Source organism: Shewanella sp. 10B (assembly GCF_023475885.1).
GTDB classification, from domain to species: Bacteria; Pseudomonadota; Gammaproteobacteria; order Enterobacterales; family Shewanellaceae; genus Shewanella; species Shewanella mangrovisoli.
Map to the genome: position 1 here is coordinate 344,888 of NZ_JAMDJO010000003.1, position 17,475 is coordinate 362,362.

The 17,475-nt window shown below is 50.7% G+C and carries 13 protein-coding genes; 5 read left to right on the forward strand and 8 right to left on the reverse strand.

Annotated elements, in window-relative coordinates:
- Positions 1 to 75 precede the first annotated feature (75 nt).
- Both M0415_RS13780 and M0415_RS13785 read left to right on the forward strand, forming a co-directional pair.
- On the forward strand, positions 76 to 1,251 hold the full coding sequence (locus tag M0415_RS13780; protein WP_249556203.1) for an MFS transporter: 1,176 nt from the start codon (positions 76 to 78) through the stop codon (positions 1,249 to 1,251).
- A 2-nt stretch (positions 1,252 to 1,253) separates the two neighbouring features.
- Entirely contained in the window at positions 1,254 to 2,243 is a 990-nt protein-coding gene (locus M0415_RS13785) for an alpha/beta hydrolase (protein WP_086902801.1), read from the forward strand.
- A gap of 116 nt (positions 2,244 to 2,359) precedes the next feature.
- On the opposite strand, the gene M0415_RS13790 is transcribed toward M0415_RS13785, so the two are convergent.
- The 5 genes from M0415_RS13790 to M0415_RS13810 form a co-directional block, all read right to left on the reverse strand.
- Entirely contained in the window at positions 2,360 to 2,815 is a 456-nt protein-coding gene (locus tag M0415_RS13790) for a hypothetical protein (RefSeq protein WP_086902800.1), read from the reverse strand.
- A 126-nt stretch (positions 2,816 to 2,941) separates the two neighbouring features.
- On the reverse strand, positions 2,942 to 4,648 hold the full coding sequence (locus M0415_RS13795) for an amidase (RefSeq protein ID WP_086902839.1): 1,707 nt from the start codon (positions 4,646 to 4,648) through the stop codon (positions 2,942 to 2,944).
- Between the two features lie 77 nt (positions 4,649 to 4,725).
- The gene (gene aguA, locus M0415_RS13800) at positions 4,726 to 5,838 is read right to left on the reverse strand and encodes an agmatine deiminase (protein WP_086902799.1); all 1,113 of its coding nucleotides are present in this window, start codon (positions 5,836 to 5,838) and stop codon (positions 4,726 to 4,728) included.
- A 385-nt stretch (positions 5,839 to 6,223) separates the two neighbouring features.
- Positions 6,224 to 8,275, reverse strand: coding sequence for an extracellular catalytic domain type 1 short-chain-length polyhydroxyalkanoate depolymerase (locus M0415_RS13805; protein WP_249556204.1), 2,052 nt, complete (start codon positions 8,273 to 8,275; stop codon positions 6,224 to 6,226).
- Positions 8,276 to 8,416: 141 nt separating this feature from the next.
- Positions 8,417 to 9,217, reverse strand: coding sequence for a 3-hydroxybutyrate dehydrogenase (locus tag M0415_RS13810; RefSeq protein ID WP_249556205.1), 801 nt, complete (start codon positions 9,215 to 9,217; stop codon positions 8,417 to 8,419).
- A gap of 218 nt (positions 9,218 to 9,435) precedes the next feature.
- Between M0415_RS13810 and M0415_RS13815 the strand changes: the two genes are divergently transcribed.
- Both M0415_RS13815 and M0415_RS13820 read left to right on the forward strand, forming a co-directional pair.
- Positions 9,436 to 10,143, forward strand: a complete 708-nt coding sequence (locus tag M0415_RS13815; RefSeq protein WP_249556206.1) for a CoA transferase subunit A — start codon at positions 9,436 to 9,438, stop codon at positions 10,141 to 10,143.
- 9 nt (positions 10,144 to 10,152) lie between these two features.
- Positions 10,153 to 10,815, forward strand: a complete 663-nt coding sequence (locus M0415_RS13820) for a 3-oxoacid CoA-transferase subunit B (RefSeq protein ID WP_011625148.1) — start codon at positions 10,153 to 10,155, stop codon at positions 10,813 to 10,815.
- A 170-nt stretch (positions 10,816 to 10,985) separates the two neighbouring features.
- On the opposite strand, the gene metE is transcribed toward M0415_RS13820, so the two are convergent.
- Positions 10,986 to 13,256, reverse strand: a complete 2,271-nt coding sequence (metE, locus tag M0415_RS13825; RefSeq protein ID WP_249556207.1) for a 5-methyltetrahydropteroyltriglutamate--homocysteine S-methyltransferase — start codon at positions 13,254 to 13,256, stop codon at positions 10,986 to 10,988.
- Between the two features lie 200 nt (positions 13,257 to 13,456).
- Between metE and M0415_RS13830 the strand changes: the two genes are divergently transcribed.
- Positions 13,457 to 14,362, forward strand: coding sequence for a LysR family transcriptional regulator (locus M0415_RS13830; RefSeq protein WP_011624035.1), 906 nt, complete (start codon positions 13,457 to 13,459; stop codon positions 14,360 to 14,362).
- 60 nt (positions 14,363 to 14,422) lie between these two features.
- On the opposite strand, the gene M0415_RS13835 is transcribed toward M0415_RS13830, so the two are convergent.
- Together M0415_RS13835 and M0415_RS13840 are read right to left on the reverse strand one after the other, a co-directional pair.
- Complete coding sequence (locus tag M0415_RS13835) at positions 14,423 to 15,151, reverse strand: HDOD domain-containing protein (RefSeq protein WP_011718263.1); 729 nt, start codon at positions 15,149 to 15,151, stop codon at positions 14,423 to 14,425.
- Between the two features lie 281 nt (positions 15,152 to 15,432).
- Positions 15,433 to 17,394, reverse strand: coding sequence for a TonB-dependent receptor (locus tag M0415_RS13840; RefSeq protein WP_086902793.1), 1,962 nt, complete (start codon positions 17,392 to 17,394; stop codon positions 15,433 to 15,435).
- Positions 17,395 to 17,475: the final 81 nt, after the last annotated feature.

Here is a 17,475-nt window from a genome sequence, read left to right on the forward strand (position 1 = left end):
CACTAAGGTAGTACTTATTTATCCCCCCCCATCGGCTAACCTACGGCCAATATTGACTCGAGGTTTTAAACAACTATGCCGATAAAAATTACCCATAAATATCTCGTAGAAGGCTTGGTTTTTACCAGTTACGTCTTATTTGCAATGGCATGGGTTGGCGGCACCGCGAGTATGAATAACATCATGGCCTCGATGCATATCGAGAGCTATGCCTCCGCCAGTTTACTGAGCGGTGCGGTCACCTTAGCCAAAATTGTCGGCACCTTTGCCGCAGCCTATCTCACCCTCAAATTTGGGGTGAAATATGCGTTTTTAGTCGCGGCCTTATTGATAGTCACGGGCATCATGACACCCTACGCCCCGAACTATGAGTTACTGTTGGTGAGCCGCTTTTTAATGGGGCTGGGCGGCGCCTTTATGATTGTCTATTTCAACCCGATTGTGATGCACTGGTTCGCCCCAGAAGAACGCCCTGTGATCAATGGATTAAACGCGGTGGCCTTTAATGTAGGCACGGCTATCGTGCTTTGGGGCATGCCGAGCATCAATGCCATCAGCGGCGGTTGGCAACAAAGCCTGTTGGTGTTTTCCCTAGCCAGTCTGGTACTGGCGCTGCTGTGGTTATTGGTGAAGTTCGAGCAAGCCCCCAGCCATCAAGCCAATGCACAGCAAGATGCCACCCATTCATACTCCTATCTCGATGGCTTAAAAGACGGTTTTAACTGGGCCTATGCCCTCACCTACTCGGGATTATTATCCTTTTACATTTGCCTATTCACCTTTTATCCGCTGGCGGGCATCAGCCAGAGTAAGTGGGTGATTGGCTTTGGGATTGTCGGCACCATAGCGGGGATACTCTACAGCCGTAAACAGCCCCTGCGCCTACCGATTATTCGCCTCAGCGGCCTGCTGATTTTCTTAACTGTGTTAGGGCTCTCCTTTGGCTCGGCGCCCTGGCTGCAAACCCTGTGCGCCATCGTTTTAGGCTTTTGCATCTTTTTACCCGTCACCGCTTTAGTCTCGATTCCCCACGAGCTACCTAAGATGACCAGTCAAAAAATCACGGTAATTTTTAGCCTGTTTTGGTCCATCAGCTATCTGATTTCAACCTTAGTGCTGTGGCTATTTGGCAAGCTAGTAGATATCAACCAAGGCAGTTACTTTGCCTCGTTTGTGCTGATCACTCTGTTAAGCGCCACTGTGTTTGTTGGCAGCTATTTTCTCCCCGAAACCGGACAAGCTAAGGAGTAAGCATGCAAGTTTCCCCACGCGGTACCGCTTCAGCAAAGCTGACAGATTTTCTTGAGTTAGCGAACCAGAATATCGCCCTCGCGAAACAGCAAAATATTCAATACAGCCCACAGCTGCTGCGGGAAAACTTAAACAAACTCGCGGCCCTAATGAGCGTTAAACCTGAGGTGAGTTATATCGCCGATAAGGCATGGCAAGTGAAAGATGCGCAGCATGGCGACAGGGAAATTGGCTGCCGTGTTTACAGCCCTGCGCCCAGTAAAGCCCTGCCCGTGGTGTTACATTTTCACGGCGGCGGCCATATGTGCGGCAGTGTGGAGCTGTATGACCCTATCTGTCGCCACCTTGCCAGTATCGCTCAGTGTGTGGTGATCAGTGTGGAGTATCGCCTCGCGCCCGAATATCCCTATCCGGCGGGACTTGAAGACTGCGAATACGCCCTGCGCCACTATCAAAGTGTGCTGACTGAGGTGCAATACCAACAAGGTGTTAGCATCATGGGCGACAGTGCCGGTGGCGCGCTCTGCACTAGCCTTAGCCAAAGTAGCCTCAGCGACAGTACGCTTAACATCGCCAAGCAGATCTTGGTGTATCCCAGCGTGGATTACACCATGGCGAGCGCTTCCTATCAGAGTAATGGCGCAGGTTTCTTGCTCGAAACCCCTAGGGTGCAATGGTACTTCGAGCAGTATTTTCAAGAGGTGGCTAAGGATGCCGAGCGCGTTAAACAAGCTTCCCCCTTACATGGCGAGTTCAACGCCAAACTGCCCAGCACCTTGATATTTACCGCGGGCTGCGACCCATTGCGGGATGAGGGCATTGCCTATGCCAACGCCTTAACGGCGGCTGGTGTGCAAGTGCAGCACCATCAATTTGAAGACATGATCCACGCCTATATGCTGCTGCAGGATTTGGTTTCGGAGGAATGCCTTGCGACCTACCGTATGATTGCCGCGTTTTTAGCTGAGCCCATAATCGCTAACACTCGCTAGCTCGCCTATTCAGACTCTCCCTCGAAGCACCTACACCCAAGATATGCTTGTAGGTGCTTATTTTTAAGTAGTCATTAGCGGGTGGACATCATTAAAAAATACAGCTATGCCCCAAATTACTCGCTATAAATCACGCCAATTTTCCCATTTAAAAATGGCACTTGGATTAATTGTTCATTCGTCCAAGGTGTAAGGTAACCAATTGATATAGCATTAGTTCCCAATTCACCCTCACCATAGGCGTACTCGTGACTAGTGTGAACCTCAATCAGCTCAGGTGTGAGCAATGACCATACAGTGGCAACATCAACCTTGAACTCAACAGGCACGATATTACAAGCGTGAATAAACTCGACCACTTTAGTCGCTATTTCATCGCGCAGCGCCTCGCTTGGCGAGGTAAGTAATGTAAGGGCCGTGCGTTGATTGGCCGAAGGCCCATTAACATCACCATGAATAACCAGCTGAAAGTCTCCCCCGAGGTAGGGAATCGACAATGAGGTTTGCCAAACTTTGGACTTACCCTTAGCTCTGAGTACACCAAAAGGCATGAGTTCGATAGTGCGGTACATGGTTAAAGTAGAATCCTAACGCTGGAATAGGTTTGATAAATAACGCATGAGAGATTAACGCGAAAAAAACGGGATGGGTATTGTTACCCATCCCGTTTTGTATTTCTCAGTCTTACGGCTTAAAGCTTATTGACTCAGCGGCGGTGTACGCGGCGGAATCATACGCTTATTGCCCGTCGACTCGAACGCGCCGGCAAACTTCAGCAGGTTGTTATCATCGTAGGCTCGGCCCGCGAAGGTTAGCCCTACTGGCATGCCAATATCGGCCATTACGCCCATTGGCACAGTCACAGTCGGCACGCCTAAATGGCGAATCGCAAGGTTACCGTTTGCCACCCAAACCCCGTTACTCCAAGCGATATCGGCTGAGGCCGGATTCACATGGGCGTCGGCGGGGCCGACATCGGCAACAGTCGGGAACAGCACGGCATCCAACTTAAGTCCGTCCATCCAGTCTTCGAGATCCAGCTTACGGGTCTTTTCTAAACCACGCAGACCATCGGGAATACTGTCGATCTGGTCATAGGATTTCAGGCCGCGTTTGGCCATGTTGACATACTCTTCCATGCCCGCCGCTAAATCACCCTCACGGTTTGGCAAGGTGCCGAGGTCATGGGGGAATATCAAATGTCCCACTACATCTTCAAGCTTGTTAAGTTTAGGGTCGTTGTTCGCCCGCAGGAATTCATCGAACGCCCAACCCGAGAGTTCCCATAATTCATCATGGAGGAATTGGGGCGTCACTATGCCACGGTTAAACACGGTCGGCGCGCCGGGGCGGTCGCCTTCGCAGTTAGACACCAGCGGAAAATCGACTTCAATCACTTCCGCACCAGCAGCTTCTAGGGCTTTACGCGCCGCTTCCCACAAATCGATAACAGATTGGCGAGTATGAATGCGTTGTCCCGTTGGTCCACCGATACCTGGGTTTTCGCTGGTTCCCGCGAGTTCATCTTTGTTGATGTACATGCGCGGTACGCCAAAACGCTTCCCCTTAAGGGTGTCGGCGCTGGCGGCGAGTGCCAGATAGGATTCTGGGCGAACGCTAGAAGCCTTAGGGATTTGAACCCAAGGTTGCAGGCGCCAGAGGTCGCCACGGGTGATAGGGTCATCGGCCACAATCACATCCAGCACTTCGAGCATATCCGCCATAGTGCGGGTATAAGGCACGACTACGTCCATGGTTGGGGTTAATGGCCAGTTGCCGCGCACCGAAATCACCCCGCGAGACGGCGTATAGGCACACAAACCGTTGTTGGACGCAGGGCCACGGCCACTCGACCAAGTCTCTTCGGCAAGACCGAACGCCGAGTAGCTTGCCGCTGTTCCAGTACCCGCTCCGTTGGAAGAACCCGAGGCAAAGGGCGCCGTCAGATAGTTCGCATTGTAGGGGCTTTCGGCGCGGCCATAGTGACCACGCTGCATGCCGCCATTCGCCATCGGTGGCATATTGGTTTTGCCTAAGCAAATAGCACCCGCGGCGCGAAGGCGCTCGACGGCAAAGGCATCGTACTGGGCCACTAAATCTTTAAATGCTGGGCTGCCAGACGCCGCCGTCAGCCCCTTCACTAAATAGCTGTCCTTAGCGGTGTAAGGAATACCATCGAGCGGGCTTAAGGTTTCGCCACGGGCACGGCGCGCATCGGAAGCCTCAGCTTCTTTGAGCGCATCGGGATTGTGCACCACTAACGCATTCAACTTAGTCTCAGTGGCAGGACCATCGTAAGCCGCCACTCGAGCCAAATAGGATTTCACCAACTCAACCGCAGTCGTGCGGCCGGATTCGAGCGCTTCACGCAGCTCGGCAATGGAAACTTCAGTCACTTCAAACATCTTACGCCCTCCCGCAGAAAGCCAATTGTGGTGCAATAACAGTGACATCAAGCGTCATACTGTTCTCCTTGGTGTACTTACTTTCCAGAAGGGATCTGCTGGGTAATACAGTGGATATTGCCGCCACCTAATAAAATCTCCCGCGCGGGCACCCCCACAATCTTGTGCTCAGGGAAAATCTCCTGCAGTTTTTGCGCGGCGATATCGTCGGTGGCAGGGTCAAGCAGTGGGAAGACGATACGATCGTTGGTGATTAAAAAGTTCACATAAGAACCCGCTAAGCGCTCGCCCGCAGTGCGCGGTACGCCAGTGCCTTCTGTCACGCCTTTTGATTCTTCATCGGTGCAATACAGAGGACCCGGTTGTGGCAGCAGGTGAATTTTTAACTTGCGACCTTGGGCGTCAACTGTGTTTTGCAACACGTCCAGCGCAGCTTTCGAGCGTGAGTATTGTGGATCGGTTTCATCGTCGGTCCAGTGCAGGATCACTTCACCTGGACGCGCAAAACAGCACATGTTGTCGATATGGCCGTCGGTTTCGTCCATATAAACGCCCTCTTCCAACCAGATAAACTGCTTAACATTCAAATAGTCACGCAGTAAGGCTTCGATCTGCTCTTTCGTCAGGTCTGGGTTACGGTTGGCGTTAAGTAAGCATTCGGCCGTAGTCATACAGGTGCCTTCACCATCGACATGGATAGAACCACCTTCGAGGATCAACGGCGCACTATAACGGGCAAAACCATGTTGCTTGAGCATTTGTGCGGCAACCTGTTCGTCCTTATCCCATGGGAAATACAGACCACCGTTGTGACCACCCCAAGCATTGAAACCCCAATCAACACCACGGCATTCGCCCTCGGCATTAACCACCACTGTAGGCCCAGAGTCGCGAGCCCAGCAGTCATTGCTGTCGATTTCGACCAGAGTCACGTGGGAAGGCATCACTTTTTGAGCTTCTGCTAAAAAGGCCTGAGGTACACCCATATAAACGGGAGTTGCCCCACCAATGGCATCGGCCACCTTAGCAAAGGTCGCTTGAGCATAAGCACCTGCAGAGCGCCAGTTATCAGGACGATATGGCCAAATCATCCATACGGCTTGCTGCGCCGCCCATTCGGCGGGCATATAAAAACCATCTTGTGATGGCTTAGTCGTTAACTGCGTGGCATCCACATTCGCGTTTGTCATGAGTTTTGTCTCCAGTAATGCTCAAATCTATAAGGGTGTACGCCCCGTTTAGGACGACAGAATAGAAATACACCTAACATAATCAAATAAATAAATCGAATAACCGCATTCATCACGCGGCGCGTTAGGTCAAAATTGCCACGTCTTCACTAGGTGAGTTTTCACCTCATAAAAATTCTGGCGCCTATCTTATCATTTAAGACGGCTTTCGCTGAATAGTGCTATGCAGGGCATTGGTGAGAATTTACAGGATAATGCGCTATTTGCTTCAGTAGCCGCCCCCGCCATCCACCTAAGCCAACGCAAAAAGGCGAACCATAAGGTTCGCCTTTGTTATCAAGCCGAGATCACCCAGTTAGGGCCTTCCCCTAATCAACCTTTTCACTTAGTTAGGACAGCTACCAACCACATAGTAATTGGCGGCAGTATTGGCCAAAGTACTGCTATAGAAGGTGTTATAAAGCCCCATTAATTGACCCGAACCCTTAGCGTAGGCATAACCGCCACTGCTGGTCGCGCGGCCCGCCGTAACATGGGCATAATTGCTCGTCGTGACTTGGGTACATTGATAAGTATCGCCATTGGGCGTGGTATCACAGGCATTGCCGATACCATCACCATCGTTATCCGCCTGATCCGCATTGGCGACATTGGGGCAGTTATCTATGCTGTCACTAATACCATCGTCGTCGCTATCTGTAGGCTCAGTGGTGCCACCTGTGCTACCAGTACATGCCTGCGAAGGCCCCGCGCAACTAGTATTGCCATCGGCAACCCACTGACATTGCGAGCTGCCCACCGCATATTCGCGCATGGTAAATTGCCCAGTACCGAAGGCGAGATAACAGGCGGAATAGCCTACACCCCAAGTGATATGACCAAGATTAATATGGGTGTTGTAATCCCCCGTCACGCCCGCATCGATAGTAAAGTTAATGCTGTCTTGACTAGAGAGTTGCGTGCTATCCATCGCAATCACGGTCGCAAGATTCGCACCGCCCGGTAAATTACAGCCTTGAGCGCTATATTGAGTGCCATTAATGCTCGCGCTGACTTGCTGACCAGAACTAAAACCAACAGTCACCGAGGCTAAATTTTGGTTTGCATCGACAACCGAGCCCGTCACCGACGCGCATTGCCCTGAGACACTCACCTGAATATTACTCAGTACTGGCGCAGCATTCGCAGGCTCAGGCCCAACACGTACGGTTAACTCCACTGGCGCGCTAAGCGCAGACACATCATCACTTGCTTGTACCACCAGCTTGTACAGACCATCGCTTAAGCTCTGGCTAGATAGCTGAAAACTGCCGTCGCTACCAAGGCTTGTGGTACTCACATTGCCAATCAGGCTTTGGCCCGCACCGTCGAGCAAATAAATGCCCATAGTTACCTGCGCGACATACCCATCGCTATCATTAGCCATGCCAGAAACAGTCAGCACGCCCGCGTTATCCGCACCAGTGACATTGGCAAGGGTAGGCAAGGCATTACGGTTTACTCTCTGGTTATTGTCGGCGAAAAACTTCCCTAAATAGGTGGCAAAGTTAATACTGTCGTCGGCGACATAATCCCCCGATGCGCCTGCCCCACCTGACCATGAATGATCTAAGCCATCGAACCACAACATAGCCACCCGCTTGTTGCTCCACAGGGTTTCCGATGCCGTATGCCCTACGCCCTCGGATAACGCATTGGTTCCGCTTAACTTAGTCACACCATAAACAGCGGCAAAACCATCGGCATTCTGCTGGTTATAGCAAGTGTTGACCGTAGTGTCGGCCTTGCCATGGCCAATTACGGCTAACTGAGTCCCCAAATAACTCTTGTAGCTACCCGCGTAGGATTCGCAGCGTGATTTAAAGGTGGATGTCGACACGGTTTCACAGGTAGAGATCGCCCCATTCGAACTCGTCCCTATGCTTGGCCCCGCGCTAGAGGCGACCCCAGCAAACACATCGGGTGCCACGCAGGCAGTTTGCATTGCCATCGCCGCGCCCGAGGAGAGCCCCGCAATATAGACCTGAGTCGGGTCGATATGGCGGTTTACATCACCCGACAGGGCATTGGCCAAATTAATCAGATTTTTATAATCCCCCGTTGTTCGATTAATGCTGCCCTGCCAATAGGACCAACAGCTGTAGCCTGCCTTATTCATCGCATCGGGTACGGCAATAACCATACCGTGAGCCTCTGCGGCCTGTTCAAGATTGGCCGTGAGATAGTTGTTGATGGGTTGTACGCAGCCATGCAGCACTAACATCAAGGCCTTACCGTCGCCCACCTTAGCGTCAGTATCCGGAGTGTAGATATGTACTTTGTTAAAACCACCAATGGCCACATTCTGTTGCCAACTTCCAGCGTACGTCAGAGATGAAAAAAGCCCAATTACAAGGAGTAGAAATTGGGCGACGAGACACGATTTGTTCCATTTCATTGTTATCACCTTTAAGGTTATTTTTGTTTGAAAATAGACATCAAACTAAACCTAGGTGAATCGCCTTAAAACGGATATGGGTCTTTAGAAGTAGACACTAAAGTAATACTAACCTGTTGAGCTAAAAACGATTGCGCTAACCTATTGCGCGGTCCAAGCGCCGTCCATGGCCAGCGATGCGCCCGTAATTCCCCGCGCCGCACTGCTACATAAAAACAGCACAAACTCGCCAATCTGACGCGGGTCTAGCATCTCTGGCAGGGGTTGTTTTGCCGTGACGAGTTGATACTTAGCCTCGTCGTAACTTAAGCCCTTATTGCTGGCGATGGCCTCAATCTGCTTGTTGATCAGCGGCGTATCGACCCAGCCAGGGCAAATCGCATTGACGGTAACCCCCTGCTCTGCGCACTCGATAGCTACGACTTTGGTTAAACCGACAATCCCGTGTTTAGCCGCACAGTATGCAGCCTTATTGACCGAGGCCACTAAGCCATGCACCGAGGCGATATTGATAATGCGGCCCCAACGCTTCTCGGCCATCGCAGGCACGGCTTGTTGAATGGTATGAAAGGCCGAGGACAGGTTAATGGCGATAATGTCGTTCCATTTATCTATCGGGAAATGCGCGACATTTTCAGTGTGTTGAATACCGGCGTTATTCACCAAAATATCAATAGTGCCCAATGCCTTTACTCCCGCGTCCATAAAAGCATGAATGCTCTCGGGATCCCGCAGATCGGCGTTACTGAAGAAAGTGTGAATATGATATTGCTCGGCAAACTCCGCCGCGAGGCGCCGCCCCTCGGCCTCTGGCATTAACCCGTGCAGGATCAGATGACAACCTTGCTCCGCCAGCACATGGGCCGTTGCTAAACCTATTCCACTGGTGGAGCCGGTGATCAGCCCTACCTTGCCCTTTAAGCTTGAGTGTTCAACCGCCATATTGCTTGTCTCCCGATGCTTTAAAATCCAGTCACAGTCCTTTATCCATGCCTTGAACACATCATGGCGGGACGCACATCCTCAATGCCCCCAGACTCAATGCCATTAGAATATGGCAATTGGCCGCGGTTTTATTTGGCACCTTAGTACCATAGGAGCGCCCGAAAAATTGGGTAATAGTAAGCGCCACACTTTCAGCAAGCGTAAGAGAGCACTCCATGTCTGGATTGAATAAGGTGGTTACCAGCTACGCCGATGCGTTAGCGGGACTCGAAGATGGGATGACGGTGATCGCGGGCGGCTTTGGCCTTTGCGGTATTCCTGAAAATCTCATCAAAGAAATCAAACACAAGGGCACCAAAAACCTGACCGTCGTCTCCAATAACTGCGGTACCACGGAATACGGACTTGGGATCTTATTGCTCGATAAACAGATCAAAAAAATGATCGCCTCCTATGTGGGCGAGAATGCCAACTTCGAGGCGCAGATGATGTCTGGCGAACTGGAAGTCGAACTCACACCGCAGGGCACGCTGGCGGAAAAAATGCGGGCGGCGGGCGCGGGCATTCCGGCTTTTTATACCGCAACAGGCTATGGCACTGACGTGGCAATAGGTAAAGAAGTCAAAGAATTCAATGGTCGCCATTACATTCTTGAAGAATCTATTACAGGCGACTTTGCCATAGTCAAAGCCTGGAAGGCCGACACCTTCGGCAATTTAGTCTTTCGCAAAACCGCCCGTAACTTCAATCCGCTTGCCGCCACCGCAGGCAAGATAACCGTGGTGGAGGTGGAGGAAATTGTCGAGCCGGGTCAATTAGATCCCGATGAAATCCATACGTCCGGCATCTATGTCGATAGGCTTATCCAAGGCAGCTTCGAGAAACGTATCGAACAACTGACCACCCGCCCCTCCAGCAAATAGGATTTGGTTATGGCACTTTCAAGAGAACAACTCGCCCAGCGCGTCGCCCAAGAACTCAAAGATGGCTATTACGTGAATCTCGGTATCGGTATCCCCACACTGGTGGCAAATTACATTCCCGAAGGCATTGAAGTGATGCTGCAATCCGAAAACGGCCTCCTAGGGATGGGGCCTTTTCCGACCATGGAAGAGGTCGATGCCGACTTAATCAATGCAGGAAAACAAACCGTGACTATGGCAAGGGGCGCCGCCATCTTCGACTCGGCCGAGTCCTTTGCCATGATCCGCGGCGGCCATGTGGATCTCACCGTATTAGGCGCCTTTGAGGTCGATACTCAGGGCAATATCGCCTCCTATATGATCCCGGGCAAACTGATTAAGGGCATGGGCGGCGCCATGGATCTTGTCGCCGGCGCCGACAATATCATTGTGACCATGACCCACGCCTCAAAACACGGTGAATCTAAGCTATTAACCGAGTGCACCCTACCGCTAACGGGCAAGGGCTGTATCAAAAAAGTACTGACGGATCTGGCCTTTATCGAAATCAAAGAAGGCAAATTTCATTTGCTCGAACGTGCGCCCGGCGTGAGTGTAGAGGAAATTATCAAGCTCACCGCAGGCGAATTGGTGGTACCTGAGCATGTCCCCGAGATGATGTTTAACGAATAAGCACAATTCAGTGAATAAGCGCTGTTTAACGAATAAGCGCCATTAAACAGTAGGCTCAAGTGCACATTCAAATATGCCTTTTCAAATCGCCAATAAAAAACAGGAATACTTAAGGTATCCCTGTTTTTACGCTATGCCAAAGAGGCATTTATTGCGGATATTACACGCGCTTAGCCAAGGCGGCGACGCAGTTCGCGGGTCGCATCCACCATGTTCTTCAGTGCGGGTTCAACCTCATCCCAAGTACGGGTCTTAAGGCCGCAATCGGGGTTAACCCAGAGTTGGCGCACTGGCACTTTTTGCGCCGCTTTTTCGATAAGGTGTACCATGGCCTCAACACTTGGCGTATTGGGCGAGTGGATATCGTAAACGCCTGGGCCAATTTCATTTGGATATTCAAAATCTTCAAAGGCATTGAGCAGTTCCATGCGTGAACGCGAAGTCTCGATGGTGATCACATCCGCATCCATGGCGGCAATGGCGGCGATCGTGTCGTTAAACTCGCTGTAGCACATATGGGTGTGAATTTGGGTTTCATCCACAACACCCGCTGCACTCAGTTTAAAGGCCCTCACCGCCCAATCTAAGTAAGCTTGCCACTCGCTTTGCTTTAATGGCAAACCTTCGCGGAAGGCTGGCTCATCAATTTGAATAATGCCAATACCTGCATTTTGTAAATCCACCACTTCATCACGAATAGCCAGCGCCAATTGGGTGGCAATGGTATCGCGGCTGATATCTTCACGGGCAAACGACCAATGTAGAATCGTCACAGGGCCCGTTAGCATGCCTTTGACCGGTTTGTCCGTCAGGCTTTGGGCGAATTCGGCCCACTCTACCGTCATCGCTTTCGGGCGGCTCACATCACCATAAATCAAGGGCGGCTTAACGCAGCGAGAACCATAACTCTGCACCCAACCATTTTTGGTAAATCCCACGCCTTCGAGCTGCTCGCCGAAGTATTCCACCATGTCGTTACGCTCGGCCTCACCGTGTACTAGCACATCGATACCGAGTTTAAGTTGGCGATCGATGGTATCGCGGGTCACTTGCTGCAACTGCTCGGTATATTGAGCATCGCTTAGCTCCCCTTTGCGCCAGCGGCTACGTAAGCCTCGGATAGCAGGCGTTTGTGGGAATGAGCCAATTGTGGTCGTGGGCAGTAATGGCAAACGATACTTGCGCTGCTGCACCGCTTGGCGCTCAGTAAATTCGCTCACACGTTCATAGTCGGCTTGGGTGAGCGTATCCACACGGGCGATCACTTTAGCATCCGCCGCCTGTGCCTTAGCCTCACGGCGTGCCAAACAGGTGTTAACTATCTCTTTGGCGGCGACAGACTCAGGGGCCAGTAGCAATTGGCGCACATTAGCCAGTTCCAACAGCTTTTGCTTAGCAAACGCGAGCTGCTGACGTAGCGCCGGCGTGAGCGTTGTCTCTACCTCTAAATCCACAGGGCTGTGAAGCAGTGAACAGGAAGAGCCAATCCATAGGCGCGCACCTAAATCTCTGGCAACACTGCCGATACGCTCGACAATCAGGTCAACCTCTGCCGCCCACACGTTACGGCCATTAACTACACCCGCAGAGAGAATTTGATCTGTTCTTAAGGCATTGGCAAACAAGGCCAATTGTTCAGGGGCAGTCACTAAATCGAGGTGCAGACCAGCGACTGGCAGCGCGGAAACCAGCGCCTGATGATGACTAATGCTGCCATAGTAGCTAGTGAGTAAAATCTTCACTTGAGCCGTTTTAAGCGCTTGATAAGCTTCGCTAATCGCCGCTTGCCACTCGGCGGTTAATTCGAGTGCAAGAATCGGTTCTTCAAGCTGTACCCAAGTCACGCCCTGTGCGGCAAAACGCGCCAGAATGTCGGCATAGGCCTTTAATAGATTGGGTAATAGGCTGAGTTTATCGAAATCCTGACCCACGGTTTTTGCCAGATACAAGTAACTCACAGGGCCTAACAGCACAGGCTTGGCTTGATAACCCAGCGCCTGCGCCTCGGCGACTTCATCAAAAAACTGCTCATAGGCGATAGAGAACACTTGGTCTCGCTTAAGCTCTGGCACTAAGTAGTGATAGTTAGTGTTGAAATACTTAGTCATTTCCGAGGCTGGCGCATCGGTGCCAGTTGGCGCACGGCCACGGGCAACACGGAATAAGGTATCAAGATCGATAGCGCCCTCACCACGGTGACGATCAGGAATGGCGTTTAGGGTCGCACTCAGGGTTAACACTTGATCGTAAAAGGCAAAATCACCCACTGGTACTTGCTCGATCCCTGCGGCCACTTGCCATTGCCAATGGGTACGACGTAACTCCTTGGCCACCTCATGCAGTTCAGCTTGAGTGCTCTCACCACGCCAGTATTTTTCGAGGGCAAATTTCAGTTCACGACGACGCCCGATACGGGGAAAACCAAGACTGTTTAATTGCATACCATATCTTCCTTTATTTGAGATAAGCCATATTCGGCACTAGCACCCAGCTGATGGTGTTTTCTTGGCAATTTTTCGCATTTAAGCCTAGATAAATCACAATGGGCGTCTGGACGTCTAGAAGTTTATTGTGATAGTCTCTATGCCAGCAACCGAATTGATTTCAAGCACAACATGAGCGAAATTCACTTGGAGTGATCATGATCGAACTAAGACATCTGCGAACCTTAATGGCACTGAAGGAAAGTGGCAGCTTGGCGGGCGCAGCCAAAAAACGTTTTGTCACTCAATCGGCTCTCTCCCATCAAATTAAGGAGTTAGAGCAACGAATTAACTCGCCCATTTTTGTGCGTAAAAGCAAACCCCTCTCCTTTACTCAGGAAGGCGCACGCCTGTTGCACCTCGCCGAGGAGATCCTGCCTAAGGTGTTAGAAACGGAAACGGATCTGAAAAATGGCCTAGAGACAGAGACCAATCAACTCAGAGTGGGGATTGAATGCCACAGCTGTTTTCGCTGGTTAATGCCAGTGATGGAGCAATTTAGGCAAGACCATCCGCAGGCCGAGTTAGATCTGTCGAGCCGTCACCTGTTCGATTCGCTCAATGCCTTAGAAATGGGCGAACTCGATATAGTGCTGACCTCGGATCCCGTGCCGGGACACTCGCTCGCCTATCAGCATTTGTTTGATTTTGAAGTAAAGTTAGTGGTTGCCAAAGATCATCCCTTAGCGAAAGAAGCCTATGTTACGCCTAAGCAATTAGCGCGTTTACCCATAATCAGCTACCCAGTGCCACTGGCGCGTTTAGATATTTACCGCCACTTTTTAGAACCGGCTGGTGTTGAGGCGGGCGAGCAAAAGACCTGCGATTTGACCATGATGTTATTGCAGCGCATCGCCTGCAAGGACGGTATCGCCGCCCTGCCCAACTGGTCAATCAATGAGGGACATGGTTTGAGTTTAGCTTCAGTCAAACTCGGCCAAGAAGGCTTAAAACGCCCACTATTTGGGGCCTATCGCCGCCACAGCGCAAACTCGGCCTTAGTGCAAAACTGGTTGCAACTGGTGGCCAGCGAAGGCTTAGCGCGTCAGCAAAAATCCAATTAGCGCCGTAAAAACAGCATAAAAAAGCCTGCAATCGCAGGCTTTTTTATTAAAGGCACATTCCTAGAGCGGGTTGAGTAACATGCCACGCATCGAAAGCACACGGCGTAGAATCAACCCGGGAGAATTTTGATTACGGGTCTGGCGCAGATTATGGGCGATCATAAACTCTTGGCGCAGATCCTGATCGAGATCTAAAGCCTCAAAGGCTTCGATGGTTAAGGTCTGCTGCTGATTATCAATCAATGACTTAATCACGCTTAACGGGAAAGATTGCTCAGAACTGGCATTTAAGTAAGCAAAGGCCGTTAAGGCAATGATTTGCCCGAACACGCTAAACAGCGCCAAGGTTTGTACTTCATCAGGGTCAACTTCAACATCCGGCATATCGACTAAGCTGTCGACCGCATCGGTAGCAATATTTTCCGTGAGTTTCCAATAACCTTGCACTAATTTCTTATAGGGTTGGGGTAATTCATCGAGGCGCTCTTTCAAATAGAAGGTAAAGGCATAACGATAAATATTGACCTGGCCTAAACGGATCAGGGCGTCTTTTAAGGAACGAGATTTAGGATTTACGACGCCTGAAGCCTGCGCCGAATTACTGCGCATCAACATATGGGCAGCTAATGCGGGATCGCTCGAAATAATATCGATCACATTACGAATGTCGCCTTCGGCAAGGATCGCTTTTTTGAGTGGGATTAAGATCCCACGGCGACCGATCACTTGCTCTTCATTCGCTATGATGGCTCTCACTTGAGTAAAAACCTGTTGCTCAAGATCTGTCATAAGACATTTTACACCTGTTAATTTGCTATAAGATGATTCGAATACCGCTCACATCATACCCAAACTACAAAGAATTTCAGCCCTAAGTCGTAGAATAATTGTGACTATGCTTTAGATGCAGTGATCTACAGCACAAGCAACGACTTAGGCTATCTGAATATAGGGCGAACTTATAAAGAATACACCGAGAAAATGGATTTTTCTCTGCGTATAGCCAAACAACAGAAATAATAAGGCCAGACAGTGTCTGGCCTTATATAGATTAACGATTACTCTCAAGCTTAGAAGCGGTAACCCACAGTCAAGCGAATATCACGTCCGCGACCAGCGTAATAGCTATCACCCCAAATGCCACCGTAGTAACCCGAGCTAACATACTCTTTATCAAACAGGTTATCGATACGCAGGCTCGCTAACCAAGCGTCACGGGTATAGTTCAGAGCCAGATTACCTAAAACATAGCTAGATAATTTATCGCCTTCGTTAGCATTATCGCCTTCGATAAAACGATCACCCGTGTAAATCGCCTCGGCAAACACTTGGAAATGCTCGGCAAAATCCATGCTGACATAACCGCGTCCCGTATGCTCAGCCACCCAAGACAATTGCTTGCCATCATTCACCCCATCGGTAAATTCGGCATCAATATAGTTATATTCCAAGCCTAATGTGAGGGCTTGAGTGACCTGCCAATCCCAATCGGCACTCGCGCCATAGCGGCGTGAAGCATCGGCATTGACGTTGGCGCCTTGGAAGCTGCCACCAACAGGTTTTTCAGCACTTGGATCGAAGACGATTTCATCTTCTAAATCGAGGCGATATAGGCTGACGCGTAGGCTTTGGCTAGCGACAGTCCAATCCCAACCCGCCTCGTAGGAGCGGCCCGTCTGCGGCTTTAAGCCATACACATCTTTCGGGGTGTAAGCTTGCTCATCGACCTTAGCGAAGCGGAAGTTTTCATCGCCACGTAGATAGAATCTGTGCTCGGCGCTCGGACGGTAATTTAAACCGAACTCGAATGCGGTCGCATCTTCATCTAAATCGATGCCGTTTGGATACACATTGCCATCGACCAGATCGTCGGTCACTCGCGCATAACGTCCGCCCACCACATAGCTTAAGGTGTGGCTTAATGGCACTGTGGCTTGCAGGTAAGCACTCTGCATTTCCTGCACGTTGCTGCGCGCCATAGAGTCAAACTCGGCCTTACCGCGGCTGATATCCAAACCCGTGACTAGGTTTAGCTCACCTTGACGAGTGCTGTAGGTTGCGAGCGCTTTAGGACTAAACATCAGCAGCGAGCGAGTATTATGGCTACCCGCTCCCCAGTTTAATGAGCTCACTAAGGTATCGCTGTAATCCAGATCCGCCGCCAAGGCCCAGTTTTGGTTAAGCTGATGCTGATAACCGCTGCGCGCCGCCGTGGTCATCTCATGAACATATTCGCTGCTATTAGAAGACTGACGTGGGTTTTCTTTGAACTGTTCTACCGTCAACGAACCAGGATTCTCGCGGTCATCATCGTAATAGCTGGTTTCAACGAAGAAAGAATCTGTGGCGGTTTTATATTGAATACGGCCAAGGATAGAACCCGTTTCATTGGCATTATGCTTACGATAGTTATCGCCTTGGTTGTAGCTACCAGTCAGGAAATAATGCCAATCTTTATTGATGGCGCCCGATACATCGCCGCGACCTTCGTAGGTATTAAAGCTGCCGCCGGATAATTGCACGCTGCCGCCCGTATTCTCAGGCGATTTAGTTACAATGTTGATCACCCCGCCTACCGCTTGGTCGCCATAGAGCACGCCCGCACTGCCAGATAAAATTTCAACCCGCTCAATTAAATTGAGTGGAATCGCATTCAGGCTAGGCGCGGCGATATCGATATTATTTAAGCGGCGACCATCGAGCAAAATCAAGGTGTTGTTAACCGCAGAGCTCGCGCTAAAGCCACGCATCGCGAAACTAGTACCAATGTTATTGTCGGATAGCTGAATACCGCTTTGACCACGTAAGACTTCGGTCAAGCTGGTTGCGCCACTCTGCTCAATCGCAGCGGCATCAATCACATTCACATTGGCGGCAATATTTAAGGGGGTCTTGTCTGAACGGCCAATGACGACAATATGCTCATCGACTTTGGCGACGCTGGCATCATCGGCCGCCACGGCGGGGGCGATAACAGAAAAGCTGCAAAGGCTGCCGATCAGCAGCGCGATTTTAGTTGGATGTGTTCCCATTTTACCTTTAACTCCTGCAAGGAAAACGGGGCATTGGCGCCACGATACCGTTGATTCAGTAACAAATACTGACAGTCACTA

Bases quoted from the DNA above. Each gene is read 5' to 3' on its own strand.
- M0415_RS13785 (WP_086902801.1), top strand. From the start codon at position 1,254: ATGCAAGTTTCCCCACGCGGTACCGCTTCAGCAAAGCTGACAGATTTT.
- M0415_RS13795 (WP_086902839.1), bottom strand. From the start codon at position 4,648: ATGTTTGAAGTGACTGAAGTTTCCATTGCCGAGCTGCGTGAAGCGCTC.
- M0415_RS13810 (WP_249556205.1), bottom strand. From the start codon at position 9,217: ATGGCGGTTGAACACTCAAGCTTAAAGGGCAAGGTAGGGCTGATCACC.
- M0415_RS13835 (WP_011718263.1), bottom strand. From the start codon at position 15,151: ATGACAGATCTTGAGCAACAGGTTTTTACTCAAGTGAGAGCCATCATA.
- M0415_RS13790 (WP_086902800.1), bottom strand. From the start codon at position 2,815: ATGTACCGCACTATCGAACTCATGCCTTTTGGTGTACTCAGAGCTAAG.
- M0415_RS13830 (WP_011624035.1), top strand. From the start codon at position 13,457: ATGATCGAACTAAGACATCTGCGAACCTTAATGGCACTGAAGGAAAGT.
- M0415_RS13840 (WP_086902793.1), bottom strand. From the start codon at position 17,394: ATGGGAACACATCCAACTAAAATCGCGCTGCTGATCGGCAGCCTTTGC.
- M0415_RS13805 (WP_249556204.1), bottom strand. From the start codon at position 8,275: ATGAAATGGAACAAATCGTGTCTCGTCGCCCAATTTCTACTCCTTGTA.
- aguA (WP_086902799.1), bottom strand. From the start codon at position 5,838: ATGACAAACGCGAATGTGGATGCCACGCAGTTAACGACTAAGCCATCA.
- metE (WP_249556207.1), bottom strand. From the start codon at position 13,256: ATGCAATTAAACAGTCTTGGTTTTCCCCGTATCGGGCGTCGTCGTGAA.
- M0415_RS13815 (WP_249556206.1), top strand. From the start codon at position 9,436: ATGTCTGGATTGAATAAGGTGGTTACCAGCTACGCCGATGCGTTAGCG.
- M0415_RS13820 (WP_011625148.1), top strand. From the start codon at position 10,153: ATGGCACTTTCAAGAGAACAACTCGCCCAGCGCGTCGCCCAAGAACTC.
- M0415_RS13780 (WP_249556203.1), top strand. From the start codon at position 76: ATGCCGATAAAAATTACCCATAAATATCTCGTAGAAGGCTTGGTTTTT.